General features: G+C 63.5%; 12 protein-coding genes. 7 read left to right on the forward strand and 5 right to left on the reverse strand.

The features are described from left to right. Position 1: 1 nt before the first annotated feature. Both KVH01_RS23055 and KVH01_RS23060 read right to left on the reverse strand, forming a co-directional pair. A complete protein-coding gene (locus KVH01_RS23055) occupies positions 2-14,035 on the reverse strand; it encodes a non-ribosomal peptide synthase/polyketide synthase (protein WP_217883038.1) in 14,034 nt (4,677 codons plus the stop codon). Between the two features lie 272 nt (positions 14,036-14,307). Continuing rightward, entirely contained in the window at positions 14,308-15,480 is a 1,173-nt protein-coding gene (locus KVH01_RS23060; protein WP_217883039.1) for an MFS transporter, read from the reverse strand. Positions 15,481-15,612: 132 nt separating this feature from the next. On the opposite strand from KVH01_RS23060, the gene KVH01_RS23065 reads away from it, so the two are divergent. Then, a complete protein-coding gene (locus tag KVH01_RS23065) occupies positions 15,613-16,200 on the forward strand; it encodes a TetR/AcrR family transcriptional regulator (RefSeq protein ID WP_043049540.1) in 588 nt (195 codons plus the stop codon). Here the strand turns inward: KVH01_RS23065 and KVH01_RS23070 are convergent. The 3 genes from KVH01_RS23070 to KVH01_RS23080 form a co-directional block, all read right to left on the reverse strand. Next, on the reverse strand, positions 16,184-17,539 hold the full coding sequence (locus tag KVH01_RS23070) for an MATE family efflux transporter (protein ID WP_217883040.1): 1,356 nt from the start codon (positions 17,537-17,539) through the stop codon (positions 16,184-16,186). The two genes, KVH01_RS23065 and KVH01_RS23070, sit on opposite strands and share 17 nt — an antisense overlap. Before the next feature lie 22 nt (positions 17,540-17,561). Beyond that, positions 17,562-18,134, reverse strand: coding sequence for a DUF2239 family protein (locus KVH01_RS23075; protein ID WP_217883041.1), 573 nt, complete (start codon positions 18,132-18,134; stop codon positions 17,562-17,564). A gap of 88 nt (positions 18,135-18,222) precedes the next feature. Next, positions 18,223-19,053: an IclR family transcriptional regulator gene (locus KVH01_RS23080; protein WP_217883042.1), complete on the reverse strand. Its 831-nt coding sequence runs from the start codon at positions 19,051-19,053 to the stop codon at positions 18,223-18,225. A gap of 240 nt (positions 19,054-19,293) precedes the next feature. Between KVH01_RS23080 and KVH01_RS23085 the strand changes: the two genes are divergently transcribed. The 6 genes from KVH01_RS23085 to KVH01_RS23110 are packed head-to-tail and all read left to right on the forward strand — an operon-like array spanning position 19,294 to position 24,687. After that, a complete protein-coding gene (locus KVH01_RS23085) occupies positions 19,294-20,322 on the forward strand; it encodes an ABC transporter ATP-binding protein (RefSeq protein ID WP_217883043.1) in 1,029 nt (342 codons plus the stop codon). Beyond that, positions 20,319-21,164 (forward strand): ABC transporter permease, encoded by an 846-nt coding sequence (locus tag KVH01_RS23090; protein WP_217883044.1) that lies wholly within the window; start codon positions 20,319-20,321, stop codon positions 21,162-21,164. The genes KVH01_RS23085 and KVH01_RS23090 overlap by 4 nt, the downstream gene beginning before the upstream one ends. A gap of 4 nt (positions 21,165-21,168) precedes the next feature. Next, on the forward strand, positions 21,169-21,963 hold the full coding sequence (locus tag KVH01_RS23095; RefSeq protein WP_043049534.1) for an ABC transporter permease: 795 nt from the start codon (positions 21,169-21,171) through the stop codon (positions 21,961-21,963). Beyond that, positions 21,963-22,253: a (2Fe-2S)-binding protein gene (locus KVH01_RS23100; RefSeq protein WP_043049533.1), complete on the forward strand. Its 291-nt coding sequence runs from the start codon at positions 21,963-21,965 to the stop codon at positions 22,251-22,253. The genes KVH01_RS23095 and KVH01_RS23100 overlap by 1 nt, the downstream gene beginning before the upstream one ends. Continuing rightward, positions 22,250-23,593: an FAD/NAD(P)-dependent oxidoreductase gene (locus tag KVH01_RS23105; protein WP_217883045.1), complete on the forward strand. Its 1,344-nt coding sequence runs from the start codon at positions 22,250-22,252 to the stop codon at positions 23,591-23,593. The genes KVH01_RS23100 and KVH01_RS23105 overlap by 4 nt, the downstream gene beginning before the upstream one ends. After that, entirely contained in the window at positions 23,590-24,687 is a 1,098-nt protein-coding gene (locus tag KVH01_RS23110) for an NAD(P)/FAD-dependent oxidoreductase (protein ID WP_217883046.1), read from the forward strand. The genes KVH01_RS23105 and KVH01_RS23110 overlap by 4 nt, the downstream gene beginning before the upstream one ends. Positions 24,688-24,696 lie beyond the last annotated feature (9 nt).

The following is a 24,696-nucleotide window of genomic DNA, read 5'->3' on the forward strand; positions in this document are numbered from 1 at the left end:
TTCAAATCGCCTCAAGTTCGCTCAAAAAGTCACGCAGGTCATCAAAATCTTCCACGCTGCCGGCGCGCAAAGCGGCGGCGGCCTGCACGTAGGCACGCAGTGATTCGGTCTGGAACAGTTCCATCAGCGGCACATCCAGGCCCAACTCGGCCTGCACCCGCGAGGTGATCTGGATCGCCAGCAAAGAATGGCCGCCAACTTCGAAGAAGTTGTCGTTCAGGCCCACTTGCGGCAGATGCAGGATGTCGGCCCAGATGGCGGCGATCTGCTGCTCCAGTTCGGTTTGCGGGGCCACGTACTGCTGTTGCATCTGGCTCGCATCCGGCAGCGGCAAGCCCTTGCGGTCGAGCTTGCCGTTGGGGGTCAGCGGCATCTGCGCCAGGAACACAAAGTGGCTGGGCACCATGTAGTCCGGCAGGTCGGCTTTCAGGGCACGGCGCAGGGCATCACGGAACTCGGCCTGGTCGGCCAGGCTGGCGTCGGCCGGCACTACGTAGGCCACCAGCTGCTTGCCGGTGGGACCCTCCTGAGCCACTACCACGGTTTCACCGACGCTGGCCTGCTCGCGCAAACGCGCTTCGATTTCACCCAGCTCGATACGGAAACCCCGAATCTTCACCTGATGGTCGACACGCCCCAGGTAGTCCACCACCCCATCCGGACGCCCACGGGTCAGGTCGCCACTGCGGTACACGCGGCTGCCGGGCTTGCCGAACGGGTCCGGCACGAAACGCTCGGCGGTCAGTGCCGGGCGCTCCAGGTAACCCCGGGCCACGCCCTCGCCGCCCAGGTACAACTCGCCTGCCACGCCGATGGGTTGCAGATTGAGTTGCGAATCCAGGACGTAACCGCTGCGGTTGCCGAGCAAGGTGCCGATGGGTGCGTAGACTGCACCGCATGGGTCGCCCTTGCGCGCTTTCCACAGCAACGGCGTAACCACGGTTTCGGTAGGGCCGTAGCCGTTGAACAGGTACTTGGGTTTCAGCGCGCGCCAAGCCAGGTCATAGCTGGCTTGAGCGACGGCATCACCGCCGAAGCAATACACCCGCACCGCCGGTGGGTTGCCGTCACGCTCGGCATGTTCGGCCAACTGTTGCAGGTACACCGGTGGGAACACCGCCATGGTCACGTTGTGACGGTGCATCTGCTCATAGGTGTACTCCGGCAACCATAGGCTGTCGTCGCGGATCAACACGCTGGCGCCGTTGATCAACGGGTGCATCCAGCCTTCGTGGGAGCCGTCGAAGGCGAACGACATAAAGTGCAGTTCGCAATCAGCCGGCGAGGTTTCATAGCGCTCGCCGGTGGCGATGATATGCGCCACCAACGGTCCATGGGACACCGCCACGCCCTTGGGCAAGCCGGTGGAGCCGGAGGTGTAGATCACGTAGGCGAGGTTGTCGCCATCGAGTGCCACGTCCGGTGCCGTGTCGCTGTAGCCGCACCACTCTTCGCGGCGATCGATTGCCAGGGTAGTCAGCCCCTCGGGGATCGGCAGTTGCTGCAATGCATGGCTGTGGGTCAGCAGCAGTTGCGCACGACTGTCCTGCATCATGTACAGCAAGCGATCACGCGGGTACTCGATATCCAGCGGCACATACACGCCGCCGGCTTTCATCACCGCCAGGAATGCCACCATGATTTCGGCACTGCGCGGCATGGCAATGGCCACGCGCACTTCCGGGCCGACGCCACGGGCAATCAGGGCATGAGCCAGACGGTTGGCCTGGTGGTCCAGTTCGGCGTAGCTCAGGGTTTGCGCGTCGAACTTCACCGCCATCGCCGTCGGGTTTTCCCGGGCGCGGTCAGCCACCAACTCGTGAACAAGACGCTCGGCGCAGAAGCCGGCGTCGGTCTGGTTCCACAGCTCCAGGATGTGCTGTTGCTCATCCTGGCCCAGCAGGTTCAATTGGCTGATGGGCTTTTGTTGATCAGCAACCATCGCCCGCAACAGGTTCTGCCAATGCCCGGCCATGCGCTCGATGGTCGCCGCAGCGAACAGGTCGGTGGCGTAGCTCAGGGAAGCGCGCAGTGCCATCGGGCTTTCTTCCACATCCAGCGCCAGGTCGAACTGGGCCACGCCCTCATCCGAATTCAACACTTCGATGTGCAGGTCAGTGAGCAGGCGCAGGTGGCTGTCGGCAGTGCTCACACGGTGGTTGAACAACACCTGGAACAATGGGCTCAAGCTCAAGCTGCGTTCCGGTTGCAACACCTGTACCAGCTGCTCGAACGGCAGGTCCTGATGGGCCTGGGCCTCCAGAGAACGCTGGAGCACTTGGCGCAATAACTGCTCCACGCTCATCTGCCCGTGAATATCGGCCTTGAGCACTTGGGTGTTGACGAAGAAGCCAATCAAGCCCTCGGTTTCGAGGCGGTTGCGGTTGGCAATCGGCACGCCGACACGCACATCTTCCTGGCCGCTGTAGCGATGTAACAATGCCTGGTAAGACGCCAGCAGCACCATCGGCAGCGTCACACCAGAGGTGCGTGCCAGGCTGCGCAAGCCGTCCAACAGCTCGGGCGCCAGCTCGACGCCCAGGCGTGCGCCGCGATGGCTTGGTTGTGCCGGGCGCTGGTGGTCGAACGGCAACTCCAGCACCGGTTGCTCACCGCCCAGTTGCCCACGCCAGTAGGCCAATTGACGCGCCTGCTCACCCGCCGCCATCCAGTCGCGCTGCCACACGGCATAGTCGGCGTACTGGATCGGCAGCGCCGGCAGGCTTGGGGTTTGGCCCTGGCTGAAGCCGGCATACAACTGCACCAGCTCCTCGACCATCCGTTGCATCGACCAGCCATCGGAGACGATGTGGTGCTGCACCAGCACCAACACATGGTCGTCCTCGGCCAGACGCAACAACTTGACCCGCAGCAGCGGCCCGCGCAGTAGATCGAACGGGCGTGCGACCACCTGCGCAACCCGCGCCTTGAGGCCGGCGTAATCGCTGTCGACCCGCTCGATATCGATACGGCCCTGGGCTTCAATGACCTGCACCGCGCCGCTGGCGTCCTGGCGCACATGCGTGCGCAGGCTTTCATGGCGTGCCAGCAAACTGTCGAAGCTGCGTTGCAGCGCCGCCTGGTCCAGCGGGCCCTGCAAGCGCAAGGCGCTGGGGATGTGGTACGCGGCGCTGGTGGGGTCCAGTTGCCAGAGAAACCACTGGCGCTCCTGGGCGTAGGAGAGCGGCAAAGGCTGCGTGCGGTCGGCCTTGAGCAACGCCGGCGCAGTAACGCCCTCCTCGCCCAGGGCTCGCACGAAATCTCCCAGCAGCGGTTGTTCGAACAAGGTCTTGAGCGCGACTTCCAGCGCCAGGGCCTGGCGAATCCGCGACACCACTCGTGTTGCCAATAATGAATGCCCGCCGAGCTCGAAGAAGTGATCGTCGAGGCCGACCTGCGGCACCTCCAAGACCTCGGCCCAGATCGCCGCCACCTGCTGTTCACGCGGGGTGACCGGCGCGACATGGCCTTTGAGCAACAAGCCGGCATCCGGCTTGGGCAGAGCCTTGCGGTCGAGCTTGCCATTGGGAGTCAGTGGCAGGCTGTCAAGGAACATTAATTGCGCTGGCACCATATAGTCGGGCAGACGCTCGCGCAGCGCGGCTTTGTACACCTGCTGCTCCTGAGGCGCAGTGCTGACCAGGTAAGCGATCAGACGGTCGTTGTCGGCCAGCACCACAGCTTCGCGTACGCCTTCGTGCTCACGCAGGCAGGCTTCAATTTCACCCAATTCGATACGGAAACCGCGGACTTTGACCTGATGGTCGACCCGGCCGATGTACTCCACCACACCGTCGGCGCGGTAGCGCGCCAGGTCGCCGGTGCGATACAAGCGTTCGCCGGGTGCGCCAAACGGGTTGGGCACAAAGCGTTCAGCCGTCAGCGCCGCTTGCCCGTGGTAACCTCGCGCCAGGCCGACGCCGCCGATCAGCAGCTCACCGGCTGCGCCTTGCGGGCATGGGGTGAGGCCGGCATTGAGGATGAACAAGCCGGTATTGGCGATAGGTCGTCCGACAAAAGGCTGCGCCTCGTGCAGACGGTGCGCCGCTGACCAAATGGTGGTTTCCGTCGGGCCATAGAGGTTCCACAAAGAGCCTTGCAGGTCGAGCATGCGCTGGGCCAGATCGGTCGGCAGCGCTTCACCACCGCACAGGCACGCAACGCCGCGCAGCACCTGCGCACGCGGGCTGTCGAGCAACATGCGCCAGGTCGATGGCGTGGCTTGCAGTACGCTGGCCGCTTGGCGCTGAGCCAGGTCGAGGATCGCTTCCGGGTCGAGGGCCAGTTCCTGGGCGCTCAGCAATACCGTGGCCCCCACACTCAGCGGCACGTACAGCTCCAGGGCGAAGATGTCGAACGAGAACGTAGTAAGCGACAACAGCCGTGCATCCCGGCCGATGTCCAGGGTGCCGGCCATGCCGCTGGTAAAACTGCACAGCGCCTGGTGGCGCACCATCACGCCCTTGGGCTTGCCGGTGGAGCCGGAGGTGTAGATCACGTAGGCCAGATGTTCCGGGGTGACGGCGACCTGCGGGTTATGCTCTTCAGTGCAAGCATCCTCCACCAGCAGCACCTGCAAGCCTTGCGGCTGCGCCAGGCGCCCCTGCAGGTGTGGCTGGGTCAACAACACCCGGGCGCAGCTGTCTTCGAGCATGAACGCCAGGCGCTCTGCCGGAAATTGCGGGTCGAGCGGCACATAGGCACCACCGGCCTTGAGCGTCGCGAGCAGGCCGACGACCATGTCCAGGGAGCGCTCCACATGCACCGCTACCAGCACGTCCGGGCCGACGCCCATGGCGATCAAGTGATGGGCCAGGCGATTGGCCCGAAGGTTGAGTTCGCCGTAACTGAGGCGCTCGTCGTTGAAGTGCAGCGCGATGGCGTCGGGTTGCGCCAGGACCTGCGCCTCGAACAGCTGATGTACACAGCGCTCCCGCGGGTAAACGGTGCCACTGCGGTTCCAGTCGTACACCATCTGTTGCCATTGCGGTGCGCTGAGCATCGCCAGTTCGTCTACCGCCTGGGCGGCATCGTGCAGCACTGCGCGCAGCAGGTTTTGCCAATGCTCGGCCAGGCGCTCCACGGTTGCGGCTTCGAACAGATCGGTGGCGTAGGTCAACGAGGCCCAAAGGCCGTCCGCTGATTCTTCGGTTTCCAGATTCAGCTCAAATTGCGTGCTGTGCCCGGCCCAGTCCACCGGCTGCAAGGCCAGGCCGGGCAATTGCACCGGGCCCGAACGCAAGTTGTCTTGATGGTTGAACATCACCTGGAATAGCGGGTTATGGCTCAGGCTGCGCTCCGGCTGCAACACTTGCACCAACTGCTCGAACGGCAGGTCCTGATGGGCCTGGGCCTCCAAGGCGCGCTGCTTGACCTGGGCCAGCAACTGCTCGAAAGGCATCTGCCCATTCAGGTCGGCCTGCAGCACTTGGGTGTTGACGAAAAAGCCCACCAGCCGCTCGGTTTCGAGGCGGTTGCGGTTGGCAATCGGCACGCCGACACGGATCCGCGACTGGCCACTGTAGCGGTGCAGCACGGCCTGGAACGACGCCAGCAGGAGCATGAACAGCGTCACGTCCTGCCGTTGGGCCAAGGCCTTCAGCTCAGTCAGCAGCACGCGGTCCAGATGGATCTGCCAGCGTGCGCCGCGATGGCTTTGCACCGACGGGCGCGGGTGGTCCAGGGGCAGTTCAAGCAGTGGATGTTCGTCGCCCAGGCGCGCGCACCAGTAATCGAGTTGGCGCTGTTTCTCCCCTGCTGCCATCCAGTCGCGCTGCCACTGGGCATAGTCAGCGTACTGGATCGGCAATGCCGGCAAGCCAGCGCCGCCTTGGTAAAGTGCCAACAGCTCGTCGATCATCACCTGCATCGACCAGCCGTCAGAGATGATGTGGTGTTGGGTGATGACCAGCACATGGTGTTCAGGCGCAACGACCAGCAACTTGACGCGCAGCAATGGGCCGTTGCACAGGTCGAACGGGCGCTGGATCTCTTCGGTGACCGCCTGCTCAATGGCGTCGACGTCGACCGTTTGTTGCTCAATCAGCACTGACAGGCGTGGGTGGATGACTTGCAATGTGTGCTCGCCCGCCTCCACAAACGTGGTGCGCAGCGGTTCATGGCGCTGTACCAGGGCCTGGACGGCGCGTTCCAGTGCGGCGCTGTCGAATTCACCGCGCAGGTGCAAGGCGGTGGGCACATGATAGGCCGCGCTGGTGGGGTCCAGTTGCCAGAGAAACCATTGGCGCTCCTGGGCAAAGGACAACGCCAGCGGCTGTTCACGCCCAAGCGCCTGCATCACCGGTGCGGCGTCGGCCTGCAAGCCAGGGCAAGCTGCCGCAAAGGCGGCCAGCGTCGGCTGCTCGAACAGGGCCCGCAACGGCACATCCAGCTTGAGATCATGGCGCACCCGGGAGATCACCTGGGTAGCCAGCAACGAGTGGCCGCCGCGTTCGAAGAAGTGATCGTCCAAGCCAACCCGTTCCACTTGCAGTACCGCCTGCCAGATCGCCGCCAACTGAATTTGCAACGGGCTTTGAGGCGCCACATAGGCGGTTGAGGTTTGGCTCAGGTCCGGCGCTGGCAGCGCCCGGCGGTCGAGCTTGCCGTTGTTGTTCAATGGCAGAGCATCGAGTACCCGCCAATGCCCCGGCACCATGTAGTCCGGCAACGACTGGCGCAAGCGCGTCGCCAGTGCCTGCGTGTCCAGTTCGTGGCCTTCAGCGGGTACTACGTACGCCACCAATTGCGTGCCGGTCGCGCTCGGCTGGGCGATCACTGCCGCTTCACGCACGTTGGGCAAGGCCTGCAGGCAGGCTTCGATTTCGCCCATTTCGATACGCAGACCGCGAATTTTCACCTGATGGTCGATACGCCCGACATATTCCAGGACACCCGCTGGGGTGTAACGAGCCAAGTCGCCGCTGCGATAGAGCCGCGCACCGGGAGTGGCGGAAAACGGATCCGGCAAGAAGCGTTCGGCAGTCAGCGCCGGGCGGTCGAAGTAGCGCTGGGCCAGACCGGCCTCGGCGCCAATGCACAACTCGCCGACGCCATCGGTAGCCAACAGTTCGAAACCGCTGTCGAGCACATAGAGGGAGCGCCCTGCAATCGCCTGCCCGATCGGCACGCCATATGCATCGCTGGCATCAGCCAGCTGGCAGTCATGCACGCTGGACACTACAGTGGCTTCGGTCGGCCCGTAGGTGTTGACCAGACGCACGCTCCCCAACCCGGCGGCGTGCCATGCACGCACGCCTTCCACCGACATAGCTTCACCGCCCACATGCACCTGACGCAACTTACCCAGGGAGCGACGCTCCACAGCGCACTCTTGCGCCAACAGGTACCAGTAGGCAGCCGGCAAGTCGGCCAGGGTCACACCTTGCTCGACAATCTCCCGTGCCAGTTGCCCGGCGTCCCACAGTTCATCGCCGCGCATGATCAACGCCGCGCCCACGCACAAGGACGGGAAACACTGCTCGACAAAACCGTCGAAGCTGAAGGTTGCAAACTGCAACACGCGGTCCTCGGCACTCAGGCGGCCGTACAGCGTGGCGCTGTCACAGAACTGGCCGAGGGCGGCATGGTCGATGGCCACGCCTTTGGGCTGGCCGGTGGAGCCGGAGGTGTAGATCACATACGCCAGGTCAGCGGCGGCCGCATGGTTGGGTGGATTGGTCGTCGGGTAGCCGGCGAGTTCATCAACGCAAGCGCTGAAGTCCACGCGGGTCAGGCCATGCGGCAACGGCAGGTCGGCGAGCAGCCCGGCTTCGCTGAGCAGCAGGTTCAGGCGGCTGTCGGCGAGCATATAGGCCAGGCGCTCAACCGGGTATTTCAGGTCCAGCGGTACGTAGGCCGCGCCACTTTTCAGCACCGCCAGCAGGCTGACGATCAACTGCGGGCCACGGCGCGAAGCCAGGCCCACCCGCTGGCCGGGACCGACGCCCAGTTCCAGCAGGCGATGGGCCAGGCGGTTAGCGCGCTGGTTAAGCTGGGCGTAGCTCAGGCACTCGTTACCGGCCTGCACAGCCAATGCGTCTGGCGTGGCCTGGGCCTGGGCCGCGATGCGCTGATGCACGCGCTCGCTACCCAGGGCACCCGCGGCAGACCGGCTAAGGGCGAGCCTATCGCGCTGCGCTCCAGCATCGAGAAGACGCAGGTTGCCAAGGGGCACTTGCGCATCTGCGAGCAGTTGCGTCAGCAGATGTTGCAAGTCGGCGCTCAGACGCGCGACCTGCAGGTCGCTGAAGTGGGAGCGGTCATAGCTGAACTCCAGGCGCAAGCTGGCGCCCAACTCGATACCCAGGGTCAATGGATAGTGAGTGCGCTCGTGGTTGTGCAGGCTGCCGAAGGTAAGGCCCGCCGGTGCGCCTTGCTTGAGGGCCTCGGCCACCGGAAAGTTTTCGAACACCAGCAGGGTGTCGAACAACGCGCCTTGTTGGCCGGCCCAACTCTGGATGTCGTAGAGCGGCACATGCTCATGGTCGCGCAGGCTGAGGTTAAGCGCTTGCAGTTCGCCAAGCCAGCTCGCCGCCGACTGGGCGGGCGAGGCCGCGCTGATGATTGGCAAGGTGTTAATGAACAGGCCCAGTTGCTGCTCGATCCCCGGCAGCGGCGCGGAACGCCCCGCCACGGTGGCGCCAAAGGCAACGCAATCCTGGCCGGTGTAGCGCTGCAACAACACGCCCCATGCGCCTTGCAACACGGTATTGAGGGTCACTTTGTGCTGACGCGCGAATTCGCCGAGGCGTCGGGTAACGTCGCTGTCCAGTGCCATGTGATGGTCGGCCATGCCAACCCCGTCCACCGGCTTGCGCAACGCTTGCGCCAGCAGGGTCGGCGCCGGCAACGCCGCCAGCGAAGCTTTCCAGAACGTTTCCCCCGAGCCTTGCTGTTGCAACCAGCTTAGGTAATTGCGGAATTGCCCCAGCGGTGCAGGCACGCACTGGCCTGCGTAGTGGGCAATGACTTCGCCAAGCAACTGCGCGTTACTCCAGCCATCCATGAGAATGTGGTGGCTGGTGAAAATCAGGTGCCAGGCCGCGCCGGTACCGCGCACCAGCGTCAGGCGGAACAACGGCGCGGTATTCAGTGCAAAACCACGCTCACGTTCAACCTGGGCCAGCGCATCAAAGTCGGCGTGGGGGTCTTCGATCACTTGCAATTGCAGGTCGACCTGGCGTTGGATCAACTGATGGGCGCTGTCCAGGCCGAGCCAGTGGAAACTGCTGCGCAGAATGTCATGGCGGTCCAGTGCGGCCTGCCAGGCACGCCCGAAGGCCAGCAGATCGAGGCCCTCGATATCAAGGCGCAACTGGTTGATATACGCTTGGCCTTCAGGCGCAAGCAAGGTGTGGAACAACATGCCCTGCTGCATCGGCGACAGCGGGTAAAGGTCTGCGATGGCTGGCCCGGCCACCGGCAATGCATCCAGCTGCAGCTGGGTCAGACGTGCCAGTGGGAAATCCGACGGGGTCGCCTGCCCCGCCGGCGTGGCACAGCAATGTTCGATCAGTGCCTTGAGCTCGGCGGTGTACTCGTCCGCCAGACGCTGGACAGTCGACGCCTCGAACATCTCACGACTGAACCCCCATTGCAGCGCCAGCTCGCCGCCATACACCTGCCCTTCCACCGTCAGCCAGTTGGCCAGCGGTGCCTGCGGGTCTTGGGCCTGGCCACTGCCTTGGCTGGCCGGTACGAACAGTGCCGAGTCGTTGAACTGTTGGTCGAACTGGCCCAGGTAGTTGAAGGTGATGCGCGGTGCAGTCAGGTTCGACAGGCTTTCGCGGGCCTGCGAGGTGCCCAGGTAACGCAGCAGGCCGTAGCCCAGGCCCTTGTCGGGCACCGCACGCAGTTGCTCCTTGACCGACTTGATCGCATCGGGCAGCGCGCCTGCAGCGTGCAGCCGCACGGGGAACAGGCTGGTGAACCAGCCGACGGTGCGGCTCAGGTCGATGCCGTCGAACAGGTCTTCACGGCCGTGGCCTTCCAGTTGGATCAACGCTGCGGGTTGCTCGCTCCAGCGGCTGATTACCCGCGCCAAAGCGGTCAACAACAGATCATTGACCTGGGTGCGATAGGCCGCTGGTGCGTCTTGCAGGAGGCGACGGGTTTGCTCGGCGTCGAGGCGCGTTTCCAGTTTTTTGCCCAGGCGATTTTGCAGGCCGCCCTCGGAGTGATCGCAGGGTAATTCGGCGTCGATGGATTGCGCTTGCCAGTACGGCAGTTGCGCATCAATAGTTTGCGCGTGGCTTTGCAGCTGTTGCGCCCAGTGCTGATAGGCACTGGTTTTCGCTGGCAGCGCCTGTTCGCGGTAAACCTGTTGCAGGTCTTCAAGCAGGATGCGCCAGGACACGCCATCAACGACCAAGTGGTGGATCACCAGCAGCAAACGCTGGCTGCCATCGGCCATGCTCACCAACGCGGCACGTAGCAGCGTGCCTTGCGCCAGGTCAAGGCTGCGCTGGGCTTCATCACACAGCGCCGCCAATTCAGCCTCGGAGCTGGCTTGGCATTGCCACAACAGCGGTTCGCTGACCGGCGCAGCATGAGCCTGCTGCCAGCCATCAGCCTGCTGCACAAAACGCAGGCGCAAGGCGTCATGATGGTGGACCAATTGCGTCAAAGCAGCGTCAAGCCGCGCAGGCGCCAACGCTTCACGCGGCGTCAGCAGTAAGGACTGGTTCCAATGATGACGCGCCGGAATCGCCTGGGCGAAAAAGCTCTGCTGTATGGGGGTCAGGATCACCTCGCCGCTGACCGGGCCTTGGTCGATCACGCTGACTTGGTCGAAGCTGGCCACGAGCGCCAGGCTGCGGATGCTCTGGTACTGGAACAGGTCGCGTGGACTCAGGCGAATACCGGCCTGGCGTGCCCGGCTGACCACCTGCATGGACACGATGGAGTCGCCGCCCAGTTCGAAGAAGTTGTCATCCTGGCCGACTTGCTCAACGCCGAGCACATCGCTCCAGATCGCCGCCAAGGCTTTTTGCAAGGAATTTTCCGGCGCGATAAATGCCTGTTGCAGCGCTGCGTCCGGCGCGGGCAATGCCTTGCGGTCGAGCTTGCCATTGGCGGTCACCGGCAGCTTGGTCAGTGTGATGAAGTGCGTCGGCACCATGTATTCCGGCAAGCTGCTGAGCAGCCAGGCCTTGAGGTCGGTCGGTTTTTCGTCTTCCAGCACCAGATACGCGACCAACTGCTTGCCGCCCTGCACCAACACCACCGCTTCACGCACCTGCGGGTGCTGCATCAAGCGCGTTTCGATTTCACCCAGCTCGATACGCAAGCCGCGCAGCTTGACCTGATGATCGAGGCGGCCAAGGTATTCGATCACACCATCGGCGCGCTGGCGCACACGGTCGCCGGTGCGATACAGACGCTCGCCGGGCACGAACGGGCTGGGCACAAAACGTTCGGCGGTCAACGCCGGGCGCTGGTGGTAACTGCGCGCCAGGCCGGTGCCGCCCAGGTAGAGCTCGCCGGCAACACCGGCCGGTACCGGGTTGAGTTGCGCGTCCAGCACATAGGTGCCGAGGTTGGCGATCGGACGACCGATGGGCACGCTGTCGGCGCCTTCGTCGATGCAGGTCCAGTGAGTGACGTCGATGGCCGCTTCGGTCGGGCCATAGAGGTTGTACAGCGCCGCACCCGGCAACTTGGCGAACACCTGCAGTTGCGCATCCAGGGGCAAGGCTTCGCCGCTGCACACTATGCGCTTGAGGTGGGTGCACGCCTGCACGCCCGGCTCGTGGATAAACGCCTGCAGCATCGACGGCACGAAGTGCAAGGTGGTGATGGCGTGCCGGCCGATGGTTTCGATCAGGCGCGCCGGTTCACGGTGTTCGCCAGGCGCAGCAACCACCAGGCGCGCACCAGTCATCAGCGGCCAGAAGAATTCCCACACCGAGACGTCGAAGCTGAACGGGGTTTTCTGCAACACTGCATCACTGGCACCCAGACCATAGGCCTGCTGCATCCAACTCAAACGGTTGACCAACGCACGGTGGCTGTTGCCGGCGCCCTTGGGCTTGCCGGTGGAGCCGGAGGTGTAGATCACATAGGCGAGGTTGAGGGCATGAACAGCCACGGCGGGCGCTTCGCGGCTGTAACCGTCGAGCCACAGCGCCGGCTGATCCAGGGCAATCACCTGGATACCGGCAGCGGGCAGCAAGGCCAACAGGCTTTGCTGGCTGAGCAGCAATTGAATGCCGCTGTCTTCGATCATGTAGGCCAGGCGTTCCTGGGGATACTCGGGATCGAGGGGCACATAGGCGCCACCGGCCTTGAGAATCGCCAGCAGGCCGATGACCATTTCGACGGAACGCTCGACACAGACTCCCACCAGCACGTCGGGACCTACGCCCTGCTCGCCCAGGGCATGGGCCAACTGGTTGGCGCGGGCGTTGAGCTGGGCGTAGGTCAAGGTGGTCGTACCGAACACCAGTGCCGGAGCATCCGGGGTGCGTTGCACCTGGTCTTCGATGAGGTGATGTATCCCGCGCTCGGTCGGGTACGACTCGGCGGTCTGGTTCCAGGTGTACACCAGCCGCAGCTGCTCGCTCGCGCCGAGCATCGGCAATTCGCCGATACGCTGTGCGCCATCCACCACCATCGCCTGCAACAGGCTGATCCAGTGTTGGGCCATGCGCTCGATGGTCGGCGCGTCAAACAGGTCACTGGCGTAGGTCAGGGCCGCATGCAGGGTGCCGGATTTTTCATAGGTATCCAGGGTCAGGTCGAACTGGGTAGTGCGGCCTTGCCACTCCACCAAGGCCAATTCCAGGCCGGACGCGGTGCTCACCGCAGCAATGTCGGCGACCACCGGCTGGTGGTTATACATCACCTGGAACAGCGGCGTGTGGCTCAGGCTGCGCTCGAGCTTCAGCGCTTCCACCAGGCGTTCGAAGGGCAACTCCTGATGAGCCTGGGCACCCAGGGCGTGCTCCTTGATGCCTTGCAACAGCTCGGCAACGCGGGTTTGCCCACTCAGCTCGGTGCGCAGTACCTGGGTGTTGACGAAGAAGCCGATCAGCCCTTCGACTTCGGTGCGGTTGCGATTGGCAACCGGCACGCCGACGCGGATATCGCCCTGGCCGGTGTAACGATGCAGCAGCACATTAAAGGCACCCAGCAGCAGCATGAACAGGGTGACGTTGTGTTTTTGCGCGCAACTGCGCAGTTGCGCAGCCAGCGCCGGACCAATCGCGAAGTTATACCGCGTGCCTTGATAGCTGGGCATCGCCGGGCGCGGATGGTCGGTCGGCAGTTCCAACACCGGATGCTCAGTGCCCAGGCGCGCCTGCCAGTATTCGAGTTGACGGGCCTGCTCGCCCGCTTCCAGCCAGCGTCGCTGCCACAGGGCGTAGTCGCTGTACTGGATGGGCAGCTCGGGCAGCTGCGGCGTTTCGTTGCGCTCATGGGCGTCATAGCAACGGATGAACTCGTCGATCAGTACGTTCATCGACCAACCGTCGGAGACGATGTGGTGCAGCGTCAGCAGCAGCACGTGTTCCTGATCGGCGAGCTTGAGTAATTGCACGCGCAGCAGCGGGCCGTGTTCCAAGTCGAATGGCAACAAGGATTGGCGGGTAGCGGCGTCGTTGACGGCCTGCTCGCGCTCGGCGGCGGGCAAGGCGCTGACGTCCAATTGCTCGACCGCAAGCGACGGTTCTATCGCCACCTGCACCAGATGCTCATCGGCCTGGCGTTGGAACACGGTGCGCAGGGTTTCGTGACGCGCCACCAGGCTGGCGAATGCTTGTTCCATCGCTGACAGGTTCAGCGCGCCGATCAAGCGCACCGCGCCGGGCAGATTATAGGCGCCGCTGGCCGGGTCCAATTGCCAGAGAAACCACATGCGCTGCTGTGCGTAGGACAGCGCCTGGCGGTCCTGCGCCTCTACCCCTGCCGGAATCGGAAACCGGGAAAACTCCACGCCTTCTTTCTGCAAGGCTTGCAGGAACAGCTGGCGTTTTTCCAGAGGCAGCCCGATAAACCGGCGAGCAAGTTTCAAGGAGTCTTCAGCATTCATTTCTTCGAATCCGGGGCAATAGGCGGGAAGCACAAAGGCACGTCGTCCCTATAAAACGAACCGGAAGGGGAAAAATTAGCGCGGGGATGGGGGCTGCTGCCCGCGGGAAGCGTGGGCTTGCGGAAAGCGTCCTACGACAAACCAGTACGCTGCCGATATTTTCAGCGATGCGTGCGTTCCAGGCTTGCCGACGTCAGATTATCCAGCCGTTGACACAGCCTTTTCGCGAGGCCGTGAGTAATATTCTTGACCTGGAACGCAATGCACGCCCTTCATCCCAACCGTCGGTAACCCAACACCGCCGAGCCCAACACCACCGCCCCCGCCGCCAACGCCACCCAGAATCCGCTGGCGGCTCCAAAATGATCGATCATCCAACCGGAGCTGGCGGCACCGATGGCCACGCCGATGCTCAGGCCGGTGATCAGCCAGGTCATGCCTTCGGTGAGGCGGCTGGGCGGGACGATCTGCTCGACCATGGCCATGGACACGATCAAGGTGGGCGCGAAGAACAGGCCGGAGATAAAAATCGCGGCGGCCAGGCCCGGAATATTGCTCACCAGCAACAAAGGCAAGGTAGTCACCGCCGTGGCCACGCCGCAGTACAGGAACTGCCGGGGCAACGGTGCCTTGAGTTTGAGGGCGCCAAAGGCCAGCCCAGCCAGGCACGAACCGATGGCGTACACCGACAGCACGATACTCGCCGCCGCCGGCTGGCCTTGATGCTGGGCGAACGCCACGCTGACCACATCCACCACGCCGACGATCACGCCCATCGCCAGCAGCAGGATCATCAGGATCAGTACCGAGGGCGAAGCGATCAGCCAGCGACCGTGTGCGTCGTGGTGCGTATGGACCGGTGGCTCGGTCTGCCGCTGCAATACAAAGGTGGTAACGCCGACGGCCAGCAGCAACGCTGCGACCAAGGGCCCGGCTTCAGGAAACAGCACCACGCTCAGGCCCACGGAAATGGGCGGGCCGATAATGAAGCACACCTCATCGAGCACCGACTCCAGGGCAAAAGCGGTTTGCAGCCTGGGCTGGCCACGGTACAGCTCGGTCCAGCGTGCCCGCACCATGGCGGACATGTTCGGCATGCAACCGGCCAGCGCGGCAAACAGAAACAGCGTCCAATTCGGCGCCTGCAAGCGCGTACACAGCAGCACCATCAACAACGCCCCGCCGCCGATCGACGCGGCAATCGGCAACACCTTGCCCTGGCCGTAGCGGTCCACCCACCGTGAGACTTGCGGCGCACAAAACGCCGTAGCCAGGGCGAACACCGCCGCCACCGAACCGGCCAGGCCATAGCCGCCATGCACCTGGGACAGCATGGTGATCAGGCCGATACCCGTCATTGATATCGGCATTCGCGCCAGCATGCCGGCGAGCACGAAGGCCCGGGCGCCGCGGACCTGGAATAATTCGGCGTAGGGGTTTGCCATACTGCTTGACCTCTTGCTTGAAGCCCCGGACTTGTTATCTGTAGCGATCAGGGCAAAATACATACGATGCGTATGTAACGAATCATGCTTCGCATACGCAGCGTATGTCAATCACTCAACCAAGAGATTCCCATGAGTCGAGCCCGTGCCGAAATGATCGAAGCCACCCGCGCCCGCCTGATAGCCAGCGCGCGCCGAGCCTTCGCGACCCAAGGCTATGCCAATACATCGATGGATGACTTCACCGCCCAGGCCGGACTCACACGCGGCGCGTTGTACCATCACTTCGGTGACAAAAAAGGCTTGCTGGCGGCCGTGGTCGCGCAGCTCGACAGCGAGATGGACGAGCGCTTGCAGCGCATCTCGGAGCAGGCCGCAGAACCCTGGAGCGGTTTTTGCGAACGCTGCCGCGCTTATCTGCGCATGGCCCAGGACCCTGAAATCCAGCGCATCGTATTGCAGGATGCGCCAGCGGTGCTAGGCGACACAGGCGGCCAACAACATTGCGTGGAATCATTGCGCCAATTGCTGGAGGCTTTGATGCAGGCCGGGCTGACCCCTCAGGCGCCCAGCCAGGCACTGGCCCAAATGATCAACGGCAGCCTGGTCAATACCGCGCTGTGGATTGCCCGGGATGACCACCCAGGCACACGGCTGGAGGAAGGTTTGCAGAGCCTGGAGCTACTCTTGCGCGGGCTGAGCCTCAAACCAAGCGCTTGATCTGCTTATGCCGCCACACCAGCCGGTAGTACAGAGTCTGCAACACCAGCATCGCCAGGTAGGTCACCGGGAAGGCCATCCACACCCCTTCCAGACCGAAGTGGGCGTTGAACAGGTAAGCCATCGGCAGTTCCACGCAGAGCACGCAGAAAATCGAGATCGCCACCGGCATCAGTACCACGCCACTGGCGCGCATGATGCCGCCGATCACCGCCTGGAATCCGAACACCAGGATGCTCCAGAGCATAATGTGCAACAGGTGTTCGGCCCTGACCCGTGCGCTGTCGTCGGTGATAAACAACCCCAGCAGCCAGTGCGACAAACCGTAGCCGAGTACGATCAGGCCACCCGTCAGGCACAGGTTGATCACCAACCCGGTGCGCAGGATCGGCCCGATGCGCTCCAGGCGCCCGGCGCCAATCGCCTGGGCACCAAGGATCGAGGCGGTGATGGCAATCGACAGCGCCGGGAACTGCACATAGTTGACGATCTGCGTGACCGCGCCATAGGCCGCCGTGGCCTGTGAGCCGTGGCCGTTGACCAGGGCCAGAATGACCAATTCCGACAACGACAACACCACCATCTGCAGGCCCGTCGGCAAGCCGATACGCAGGACTTTGCCGAGGATGACGCGGTCCAGGCGCAAGGCCGCGAGCAATTCGCGATCCGGCGCCATCACATGGTTTTTATGCCGCAGCCGCAGGACCAGAAACAGCATCGCCAAGGCGTTCCCCACCAGACCTGCGTACACCGCACTCTGGATGCCCATGGGCGGCAGGCCGATCCAGCCGCGGATCAGCGCCGGGGTCAGCAACAGACCCACCAGGGTCGAGACCATCAACGCCAGCAGCGGCGAAATCGTGTCGCTCACCCCGCGCAGCAATTGGGTATAGAGGATGAACACCAGCAACAACGGCATGATCAACATCATCATCTGGGCGTAACCCACCGCATCGTCGAGCACGTCCAGCGGCGTACCCAATGCCTGCAAGGCCGGACGCGCAAACAGGCTGCCCAGTACTGCGGCGATCAGGCCCACCAGCGCGCCCAACGTCAGGGTGGCGCCGGTAATTACTTTGACCAGCCCCGTCTCCTGGGCGCCCCACGCCTGGCCGATCAATACCGAAGCGCCCGCCCCCAGGCCGATCACCAGGGCGATAAAGAAAAATACGATGGGGAACATGCCCGACACCGCCGCCAGCGCCTGGGTGCCGAGCATTTGCCCGACATAGATGCCGTTGAGGGTGCCGGAAAAGCTCTGCAGAAAATTGGACAGCACCATGGGTGCCAGAAAGATCAGATAGATCTGCCACAACGGCCGTTGCTGGGTAACTTCCATGCTGGTTCGAGTCCCGAAGTGATTAGGCTGGGAAGGCATTGCGCGATAACCAGCCCAGGTACGTCTGCACGTCCGCCGGCCAGTGCGCGATGTTGTTGGAAAAGCCGGCCCTGTCCTCGGCAAACAGCGCGCGCGCGGCGTCTTCAAAGCCCGGCAGGTTGCCGCCAATCGCGCTCATGAAGCGATAGCTGGCCTCCTTGGCCTGGCGCAGTTGATCAACGCTGGCATGGGCCGTGCGGGCTTCATCCACCAACCGGCGCAGGGCCGCCGATGCGCCGCCGCGCTGCTGGCCGAGCCACTCCCAATGACGTGGCAGCAAGGTGACTTCACGGGCGACCACGCCCAATTTCGGGCGGCCCACCGAGGGCGCTGCAGGTGGCTCGTCGTCGTTTTCGGCTGGGGCCGGGGGCTGCGACGCGTAACCCGCTGGCCACGGATAATCGACCTGGGTGCCCGTGGTGTCATCGAAGACCAGGAAGCTACCGGCGGGCAATGATTGCGCGGCAAGAACCTCGGCCACATCGGCATAGGTGCCGGCGGCAATGCGTTGATGGCCTGTAAAGGCGGTGCATAGGGAAAGGTTGTGCGCAGCCATGATTTATTACCCGGATGTTATTTGTTTTACCCGGGTTATATTAGACTGAAATGGCCGACTTGCAAGAATCTTTTGCGGGCGCAATCGCCTACCCGCCAAAAGCCTGCGAGGGCCGACGCAACGTGGGGTCGAATGGGTTGACGCGCGGCCCGATTGCCGTGGCTTCGCGTTTGAGCAACTCCACGACCATCGGCAAGCGGCTCGGCCCCAGGCGGTCACTGATGGTCGCCACACTCAATGCTGCCACCGCATGCCCGTCGCGATTGAGGATCGGCACCGCCAACCCCGCCATGCCCTCCAGCACCCCGGTATTGCGTGCCGCATACCCCAGGCTACGGACATTCTCCACTTCCGAACGCAGCAGCACTTCGTCGTACAGATGGAAGTCCCTGAGCCGTGGCAGGTTGTAGCGAATCACTGTCTCGCGCTCCTCCTCCGGCAGGAACGCCAGGATCGCCAGGCTGCCCTGCCCCACGCCCAAGGCCACGCGCCCGCCGATATCGCCGGTAAAGGTGCGGATCGGGTACGGGCCTTCGCTGCGGTCCAGGCAAATCGCATCGAAGCCGCTGCGCGCCAACAGGAACAACGAATCGCCCAACGAAGCGCTCAAGCGCAGCATGCTCGGGCGCACCAGCTCGCGCAGGTTGCCGGTCTTGCCGGCATTGGCCGCCAAGGCAAAGAATTCCAGGCTCAGGCGATAACGCTTGCTGCGCGCATCCTGCTCGACCATGCCCTCCTCCACCAGGCTACGCAGCAGGCGGTGGGTAGTAGGTTGGGACAAGCCAACCTGTTGGGCGAGTTGGGTAACACGCTCGCCGCCGTCGGGCACCTCGCCCAGGGTACGCAACAATGCGAACAACCGAGACACGCCGCCCGCGCCAACTTCCTTGCTGCCGCCATTCCGATCAGTGGAATTCAAATCAAGTATCTCCATAAAAAATTCTGCTGAATGAATAAATATTAAAATAGTAGTCCATTGAGTGAAATTCCATCTTCCGCCCATCCTAGTCTTCGTCCTAATCTGCGTCCACAGGGGCGAAATGAACAACAAACGGCAGCCGACTCGATCGAGCGCCAACGCACCGGCAACACTTCATTCGCATCTGCCCAAAACAAAAAAGCGCGTTTCGACGCGACTGAAAAAAGGTGGAACGCAGACATGGCATTTCTCCAACTCAACGCCTTGAGCAAACGCTACGGCGCCGTCGACGCAGTGGTCGCCACTGACCTGGCGGTGGAAAAAGGCGAGTTCGTTTCCCTGCTCGGCCCTTCGGGCTGTGGCAAGACCACCACCCTGCAAATGATCGCCGGCTTTGTCGATGTGAGCGGCGGGCAGATCCTGCTCGACGGTCGCGACATCACCCACGCCAAGCCTGCCAGCCGTGGCTTGGGCGTGGTGTTCCAGAGCTACGCGCTGTTCCCTCACATGAGCGTGCGCGACAACGTCGCCTTTGGCCTGAAAATGCGCAAGGTGCCGGCCGTGGAAATTGCCAGCAAGGTCAAGCAGGTACTCGAGCTGGTACGCCTGGCTCCCCACGCCGAACGCTACCCCCGGGAGTTGTCCGGCGGCCAGCGCCAGCGCGTGGCCCTGGCCCGTGCGTTAGTCATCGAACCGCCGGTGCTGCTGCTGGATGAGCCGCTGTCCAACCTCGACGCCAACCTGCGCGAAGAAATGCAATTTGAAATCCGCCGCATCCAATGCACTGTCGGTATTACCACCTTGATGGTCACCCATGACCAGGCCGAAGCGCTCTCCATCAGTGACCGTGTGGTGGTGATGCAGGCCGGACGCGTGACCCAGATCGATGTACCGTACAAGCTCTATGAACACCCGCGCACGCGCTTTATTTCGGACTTCGTCGGCAAGGCCAACATGCTGGCCGGCGACTACGACGCCCTCGGCACGCCCCAGGTGCGTCACGAGGGTGGCGATGGCGAACTGACCCTGAGCCTGCGCCCGGAAAAGATCCAGTTGGTGGATGCAGGCACCGGCCGCGTGCAAGGCAAGGTGCTCGACCGCTATTTTTTTGGCAGCCAATGGCTGTACCGCATTCACACCTCGCTCGGCGAAATCACCGTGGTGCGCAGCAATGACGGCAGCCCACCGCTGGGCCGCGGCACGGCGGTGGGCCTGCAATGGCACGCGGATCTGCTGCGGGTGCTGGCGGCGGATGAGGTGCACCCATGAGTCGCGGTTACCTGCTCTCGCTGCCGGCGTTGGTGCTGTTTGCCGGGCTGCTGATCCTGCCGCTGGGCCTGACGTTGGTGCTGTCTTTCAACGTGTTCGACTACCAGGTGGGCGTAAAGGCCGATGAGTGGACCCTGGCCCATTACCTGGCGTTGTTCAGCGATGCCTACTTCTACGAGATTTTCTGGCGCACGTTCTGGATCAGCGCCTTGGTGACCCTGCTGTGTGTGGTAATAGGCGTGCCGCAAGCCTACATCCTCAGCCGCATGGGTACGCCGTGGCGCTCGATCTTCCTGATCCTGATCCTCACACCGCTGCTGATTTCGGTGGTGGTTCGCGCGTTTGGCTGGAGTTTGCTGCTCGGCGCCGACGGCCTGGTCAACCAGGTAATCCAGGCCCTCGGCGGGCGTCCGCTGAAGCTGCTGTACACGCCGTTCGCGGTGATCATCGCGTTGGTGCACGTGATGCTGCCGTTCATGATCATCCCGGTGTGGACCTCGCTGCAAAAGCTCGACCCCTCGGCTGAGCAAGCTGCGCTGTCCCTCGGTGCGAGCCAGACCACGGTGATGCGCAAGATCGTGCTGCCCCAGGTAATGCCCGGGGTGTTGTCCGGCACCCTGATCGTGTTCGGCCTGGCCGCCAGCTCGTTTGCAATCCCCGGGCTGCTGGGTGGACGCCGCCTGAAAATGGTCGCTACCGTGGTGTACGACCAATACTTGTCGGAACTCAATTGGCCCATGGGCGCGACCATTGCCGTGGTGCTGCTGTTGGTCAATCTGCTGATCATGCTGAGCTGGAACCGCATGGTCGAAGGCCGCTACAAAAAGTCCCTGGGGGTTTAAGCGCATGTCTAGAAACGGTCCTTTGGCCCTAGGTTTTCATACGGTGGTGGTGGTGTTCATGATGGCGCCGCTGGTGGTGGTGTGCCTGGTGGCGTTCACCCCGGAGAATACCTTGAGCCTGCCCACTTCGGGCTTCTCCCTGCGTTGGTTTCGCGCGGTGTTCGAGCGCGCCGACTTTATCCAGGCGTTCTATAACAGTTTGATCCTGGCCTTTACCGCCGCGTCCCTGGCGACCCTGATTGCGGTGCCGGCGGCCCTGGCGATCAGTCGTTATGCGTTCCCTGGGCGCAATTTTTTCAGTGCGTTATTTCTGTCGCCGATCATCATCCCGCACCTGGTGCTGGGGGTGGCGATGCTGCGCCTGTTTGCGCTCATGGGCGTCAACGGCAGCTTCACCTGGCTGATGCTGGCACACGTGGTGATCATTACCCCCTATGTGTTGCGCCTGGTACTGGCCGCTGCGATCGGTATCGATCGCAGTGCCGAACAGGCTGCCGAGTCCCTCGGCGCCGGGCGCTTCACGCTGTTTCGGCTGGTTACCCTGCCGATGATCCTGCCCGGCGTGGCGGGCGGCTGGTTGCTGGCCTTCATCAACAGTTTCGATGAAGTGACCCTGTCGATCTTCGTCAGCTCGCCGGCGACTCAAACCCTGCCGGTGCGTATGTACGTGTACGCCACCGAGTCCATCGACCCGATGATGGCCGCCGTATCGGCACTGGTGATCGCGCTCACCGCAGCCACCATGATTGTGCTCGACCGGGTCTACGGCCTGGATCGCGTGCTGGTGGGGAAACACTGATGGCCTTGTTCAAGCGCTTGACCGAAACCCAGCGCCCTGCCCTGGCGTTCACCCTGGATGGCCAGCCCGCCACGGGTTTGCTTGGCGATACGCTGCTGACCGCCGTGCTGACCTGCGCCGAGCATGTGCGCGGCAGCGATTTCAGCGCCGAACGCCGCGCCGGTTTTTGCCTGATGGGCGCCTGCCAGGATTGCTGGGTACGACTTGGGGACGGGCGCCGGGTGCGGGCCTGTTCGACCTTGCTCGAAGCCGGCCAGGCGATCAGCCGTGACCCGGGGCGCCAGCCATGAAGCCGGTGGTGATTGTCGGCGCAGGCCCGGCGGGCATCCGCGCCGCCCGCACACTGCTTGACCACGGCATCCGGCCCTGCCTGATCGACGAGAACCTGCGCGCAGGTGGGCAGATCTATCGGCGCCAACCGGAAAATTTCCGGCGCTCTGCCAGGCAGCTTTACGGTTTTGAAGCAGGCAAGGCTCAGGCTGTGCACCACACCATGGATGAACTCGCAGGGTTGATCGACTACCGACCGCACACCCTGGTGTGGAACGCTGAGGACGGCCGCCTCGACCTGCTCGACAATGGTCGCGCCCAGAGCATCGAGTACTCCAGGCTCATCGTCGCTACCGGCGCCACCGACCGCATCCTGCCGGTACCGGGCTGGACCTTCCCAGGTGTCTATAGCCTGGGCGCGGCACAGATCGCCTTGAAATATCAGGGCTGCGCGATTGGCGGGCGCGTGGCGTTTTGTGGTTCCGGGCCACTGCTCTATCTGGTCGCTTACCAATACGCCCAGGCCGGCGCCAAGGTGGTGGCGGTGCTCGACAGCGCACCGTTCAGCGCCCAGTGTCGTGCATTGCCGGCGCTGCTCAGGCAACCGCTGACCCTGGCCAAAGGCATGTATTACCGCGCCTGGCTGAGCGCCCACGGGATCCCCGTGCATCAGGGCGCGACACTCAGGCAGATCGACGGCGACCAACGGGTTCGCGGGATTCGCTGGGGCGAACAGAGCCTGGAATGCGACGCGGTGGCCTTCGCCCATGCCCTGCGCAGCGAGACACAATTGGCGGATTTGCTCGGCTGTGAATTTGCCTGGGACAGTCTCAACCGAGCCTGGTTGCCCCAACGGGACAGCGCCGGGCGCAGCAGTGTCGAAGCGGTGTACCTGGCCGGCGACGGCGCCGGGATCATGGGCGCGGATGCGGCGCAAATGGCCGGCGAATGTGCGGCGTTGGCGCTGCTGGAGGATGCCGGCAGCACGGTCGATCAGCGCCGCCGGGAGGCACTGCAGAAACAGTTGGCGAGTATCCGACGCTTTCGCCAGGGCCTGGAAACCGCGTTCCCCTTCCCTGAACACTGGGCCGCGCAAGCGCCGGACGAATTGATGCTGTGCCGCTGCGAAGAGGTCAGCGCCGGCGCGGTGCGGGCGGTGGTAGATGAAGGCCACTGGGAAATCAACCGGGTCAAGGCCCATTGCCGCGTCGGTATGGGTCGTTGCCAGGGCCGCATGTGCGGGTTGGCGGCGGCGGAAATTGTCGCGGAGCGCAGTGGGCGTCGCATCGATCAGGTGGGACGCCTGCGTGGCCAGGCGCCGATCAAACCATTGCCGTTTGGCGTGGAGGTACAACCGTGATCGACGTGATCGTCTTGGGCGGCGGCATCGTCGGCGCTTCGGCGGCCTTGATGCTGGCGCAGAAAGGTCAGCGGGTGGCGCTGGTGGAGCGGGACTTTTGCGGCTCGCATTCCAGCGGCGTCAATTACGGCGGCGTGCGCCGTCAGGGGCGGCCATTGCATCAGTTGCCATTGTCCCAGCGCGCCCATCAGCTGTGGGCCGACTTGCCGGGGCTGATCGGTATAGACGGCGAATACGTGTGCTGCGGGCATTTGAAGCTGGCCCGCAGCCCTGCGGACTTCGCCACGCTGCAAGCGTACGCCACACAAACCGATGGCTTTGGCCTGGACTTGCAGTTACTGGATCAGCGCCAATTGCGCGTGCGTTTCCCTTGGGTGGGTGACGTGGCCGTGGGCGCCTCGCTGTGCCCTGAAGACGGGCATGCCAACCCACGTCTGGTCTCCCCGGCCTTCGCCCGCGCCGCGCAACGCCTCGGCGCCTCGGTGCATGAGCAAGCCGAGGTGACCCGCATCGAACATGACAGCCGCCAGTTCCAGGTGCATTGCGCCAATGGCTTGCACTTACAGGCGCCCTGGCTGCTCAACTGCGCCGGCGCCTGGGCTGGCAGTGTCGCCGCGCAATTTGGCGAGCCGGTGCCGATCACTTCGGCGCACCCGGCAATGCTGGTGACCGAGCCGTTGCCGGTGGTGATGACAGTCAGCACCGGCGTCGAGGGCGGCGGCATCTATGCGCGACAGGTCGCCAGAGGCAATTGCATCCTCGGCGGCGGTCGTGGCTTTGCCGTCGACCCATGCAGGGCCAGGCCAGGCCAGGTGGCGGTGCTGGAGATTTTGCGCAATGCCGGCGAGCTGTATCCGTTTCTCAAGGGCGCCCAGGCCATTCGGACCTGGAGCGGCACCGAAGGTTACTTGCCCGATCACGAACCGGTGATCGGCCCCAGCAGCACCCAACCAGGGCTGCTCCACGGTTTTGGCTTCGCCGGCGCCGGGTTCCAGCTGGGGCCCGCGGTCGGTGAGGCCCTGGCAGAAATCGTCTGCACAGGCGCCAGTCGCCAACCTATCGAAGCGTTTTCCATCCGTCGTTTCCAAGCCTGAGAGGAAAAA

Source organism: Pseudomonas khavaziana (assembly GCF_019145205.1).
Lineage (GTDB): Bacteria > Pseudomonadota > Gammaproteobacteria > Pseudomonadales > Pseudomonadaceae > Aquipseudomonas > Aquipseudomonas khavaziana.

Excerpts from the sequence above, each read along its gene's own strand:
- KVH01_RS23055 (WP_217883038.1), bottom strand. The coding sequence starts at position 14,035 with ATGAATGCTGAAGACTCCTTGAAACTTGCTCGCCGGTTTATCGGGCTG.
- KVH01_RS23060 (WP_217883039.1), bottom strand. The coding sequence starts at position 15,480 with ATGGCAAACCCCTACGCCGAATTATTCCAGGTCCGCGGCGCCCGGGCC.
- KVH01_RS23065 (WP_043049540.1), top strand. The coding sequence starts at position 15,613 with ATGAGTCGAGCCCGTGCCGAAATGATCGAAGCCACCCGCGCCCGCCTG.
- KVH01_RS23070 (WP_217883040.1), bottom strand. The coding sequence starts at position 17,539 with ATGGAAGTTACCCAGCAACGGCCGTTGTGGCAGATCTATCTGATCTTT.
- KVH01_RS23075 (WP_217883041.1), bottom strand. The coding sequence starts at position 18,134 with ATGGCTGCGCACAACCTTTCCCTATGCACCGCCTTTACAGGCCATCAA.
- KVH01_RS23085 (WP_217883043.1), top strand. The coding sequence starts at position 19,294 with ATGGCATTTCTCCAACTCAACGCCTTGAGCAAACGCTACGGCGCCGTC.
- KVH01_RS23090 (WP_217883044.1), top strand. The coding sequence starts at position 20,319 with ATGAGTCGCGGTTACCTGCTCTCGCTGCCGGCGTTGGTGCTGTTTGCC.
- KVH01_RS23095 (WP_043049534.1), top strand. The coding sequence starts at position 21,169 with ATGTCTAGAAACGGTCCTTTGGCCCTAGGTTTTCATACGGTGGTGGTG.
- KVH01_RS23100 (WP_043049533.1), top strand. The coding sequence starts at position 21,963 with ATGGCCTTGTTCAAGCGCTTGACCGAAACCCAGCGCCCTGCCCTGGCG.
- KVH01_RS23105 (WP_217883045.1), top strand. The coding sequence starts at position 22,250 with ATGAAGCCGGTGGTGATTGTCGGCGCAGGCCCGGCGGGCATCCGCGCC.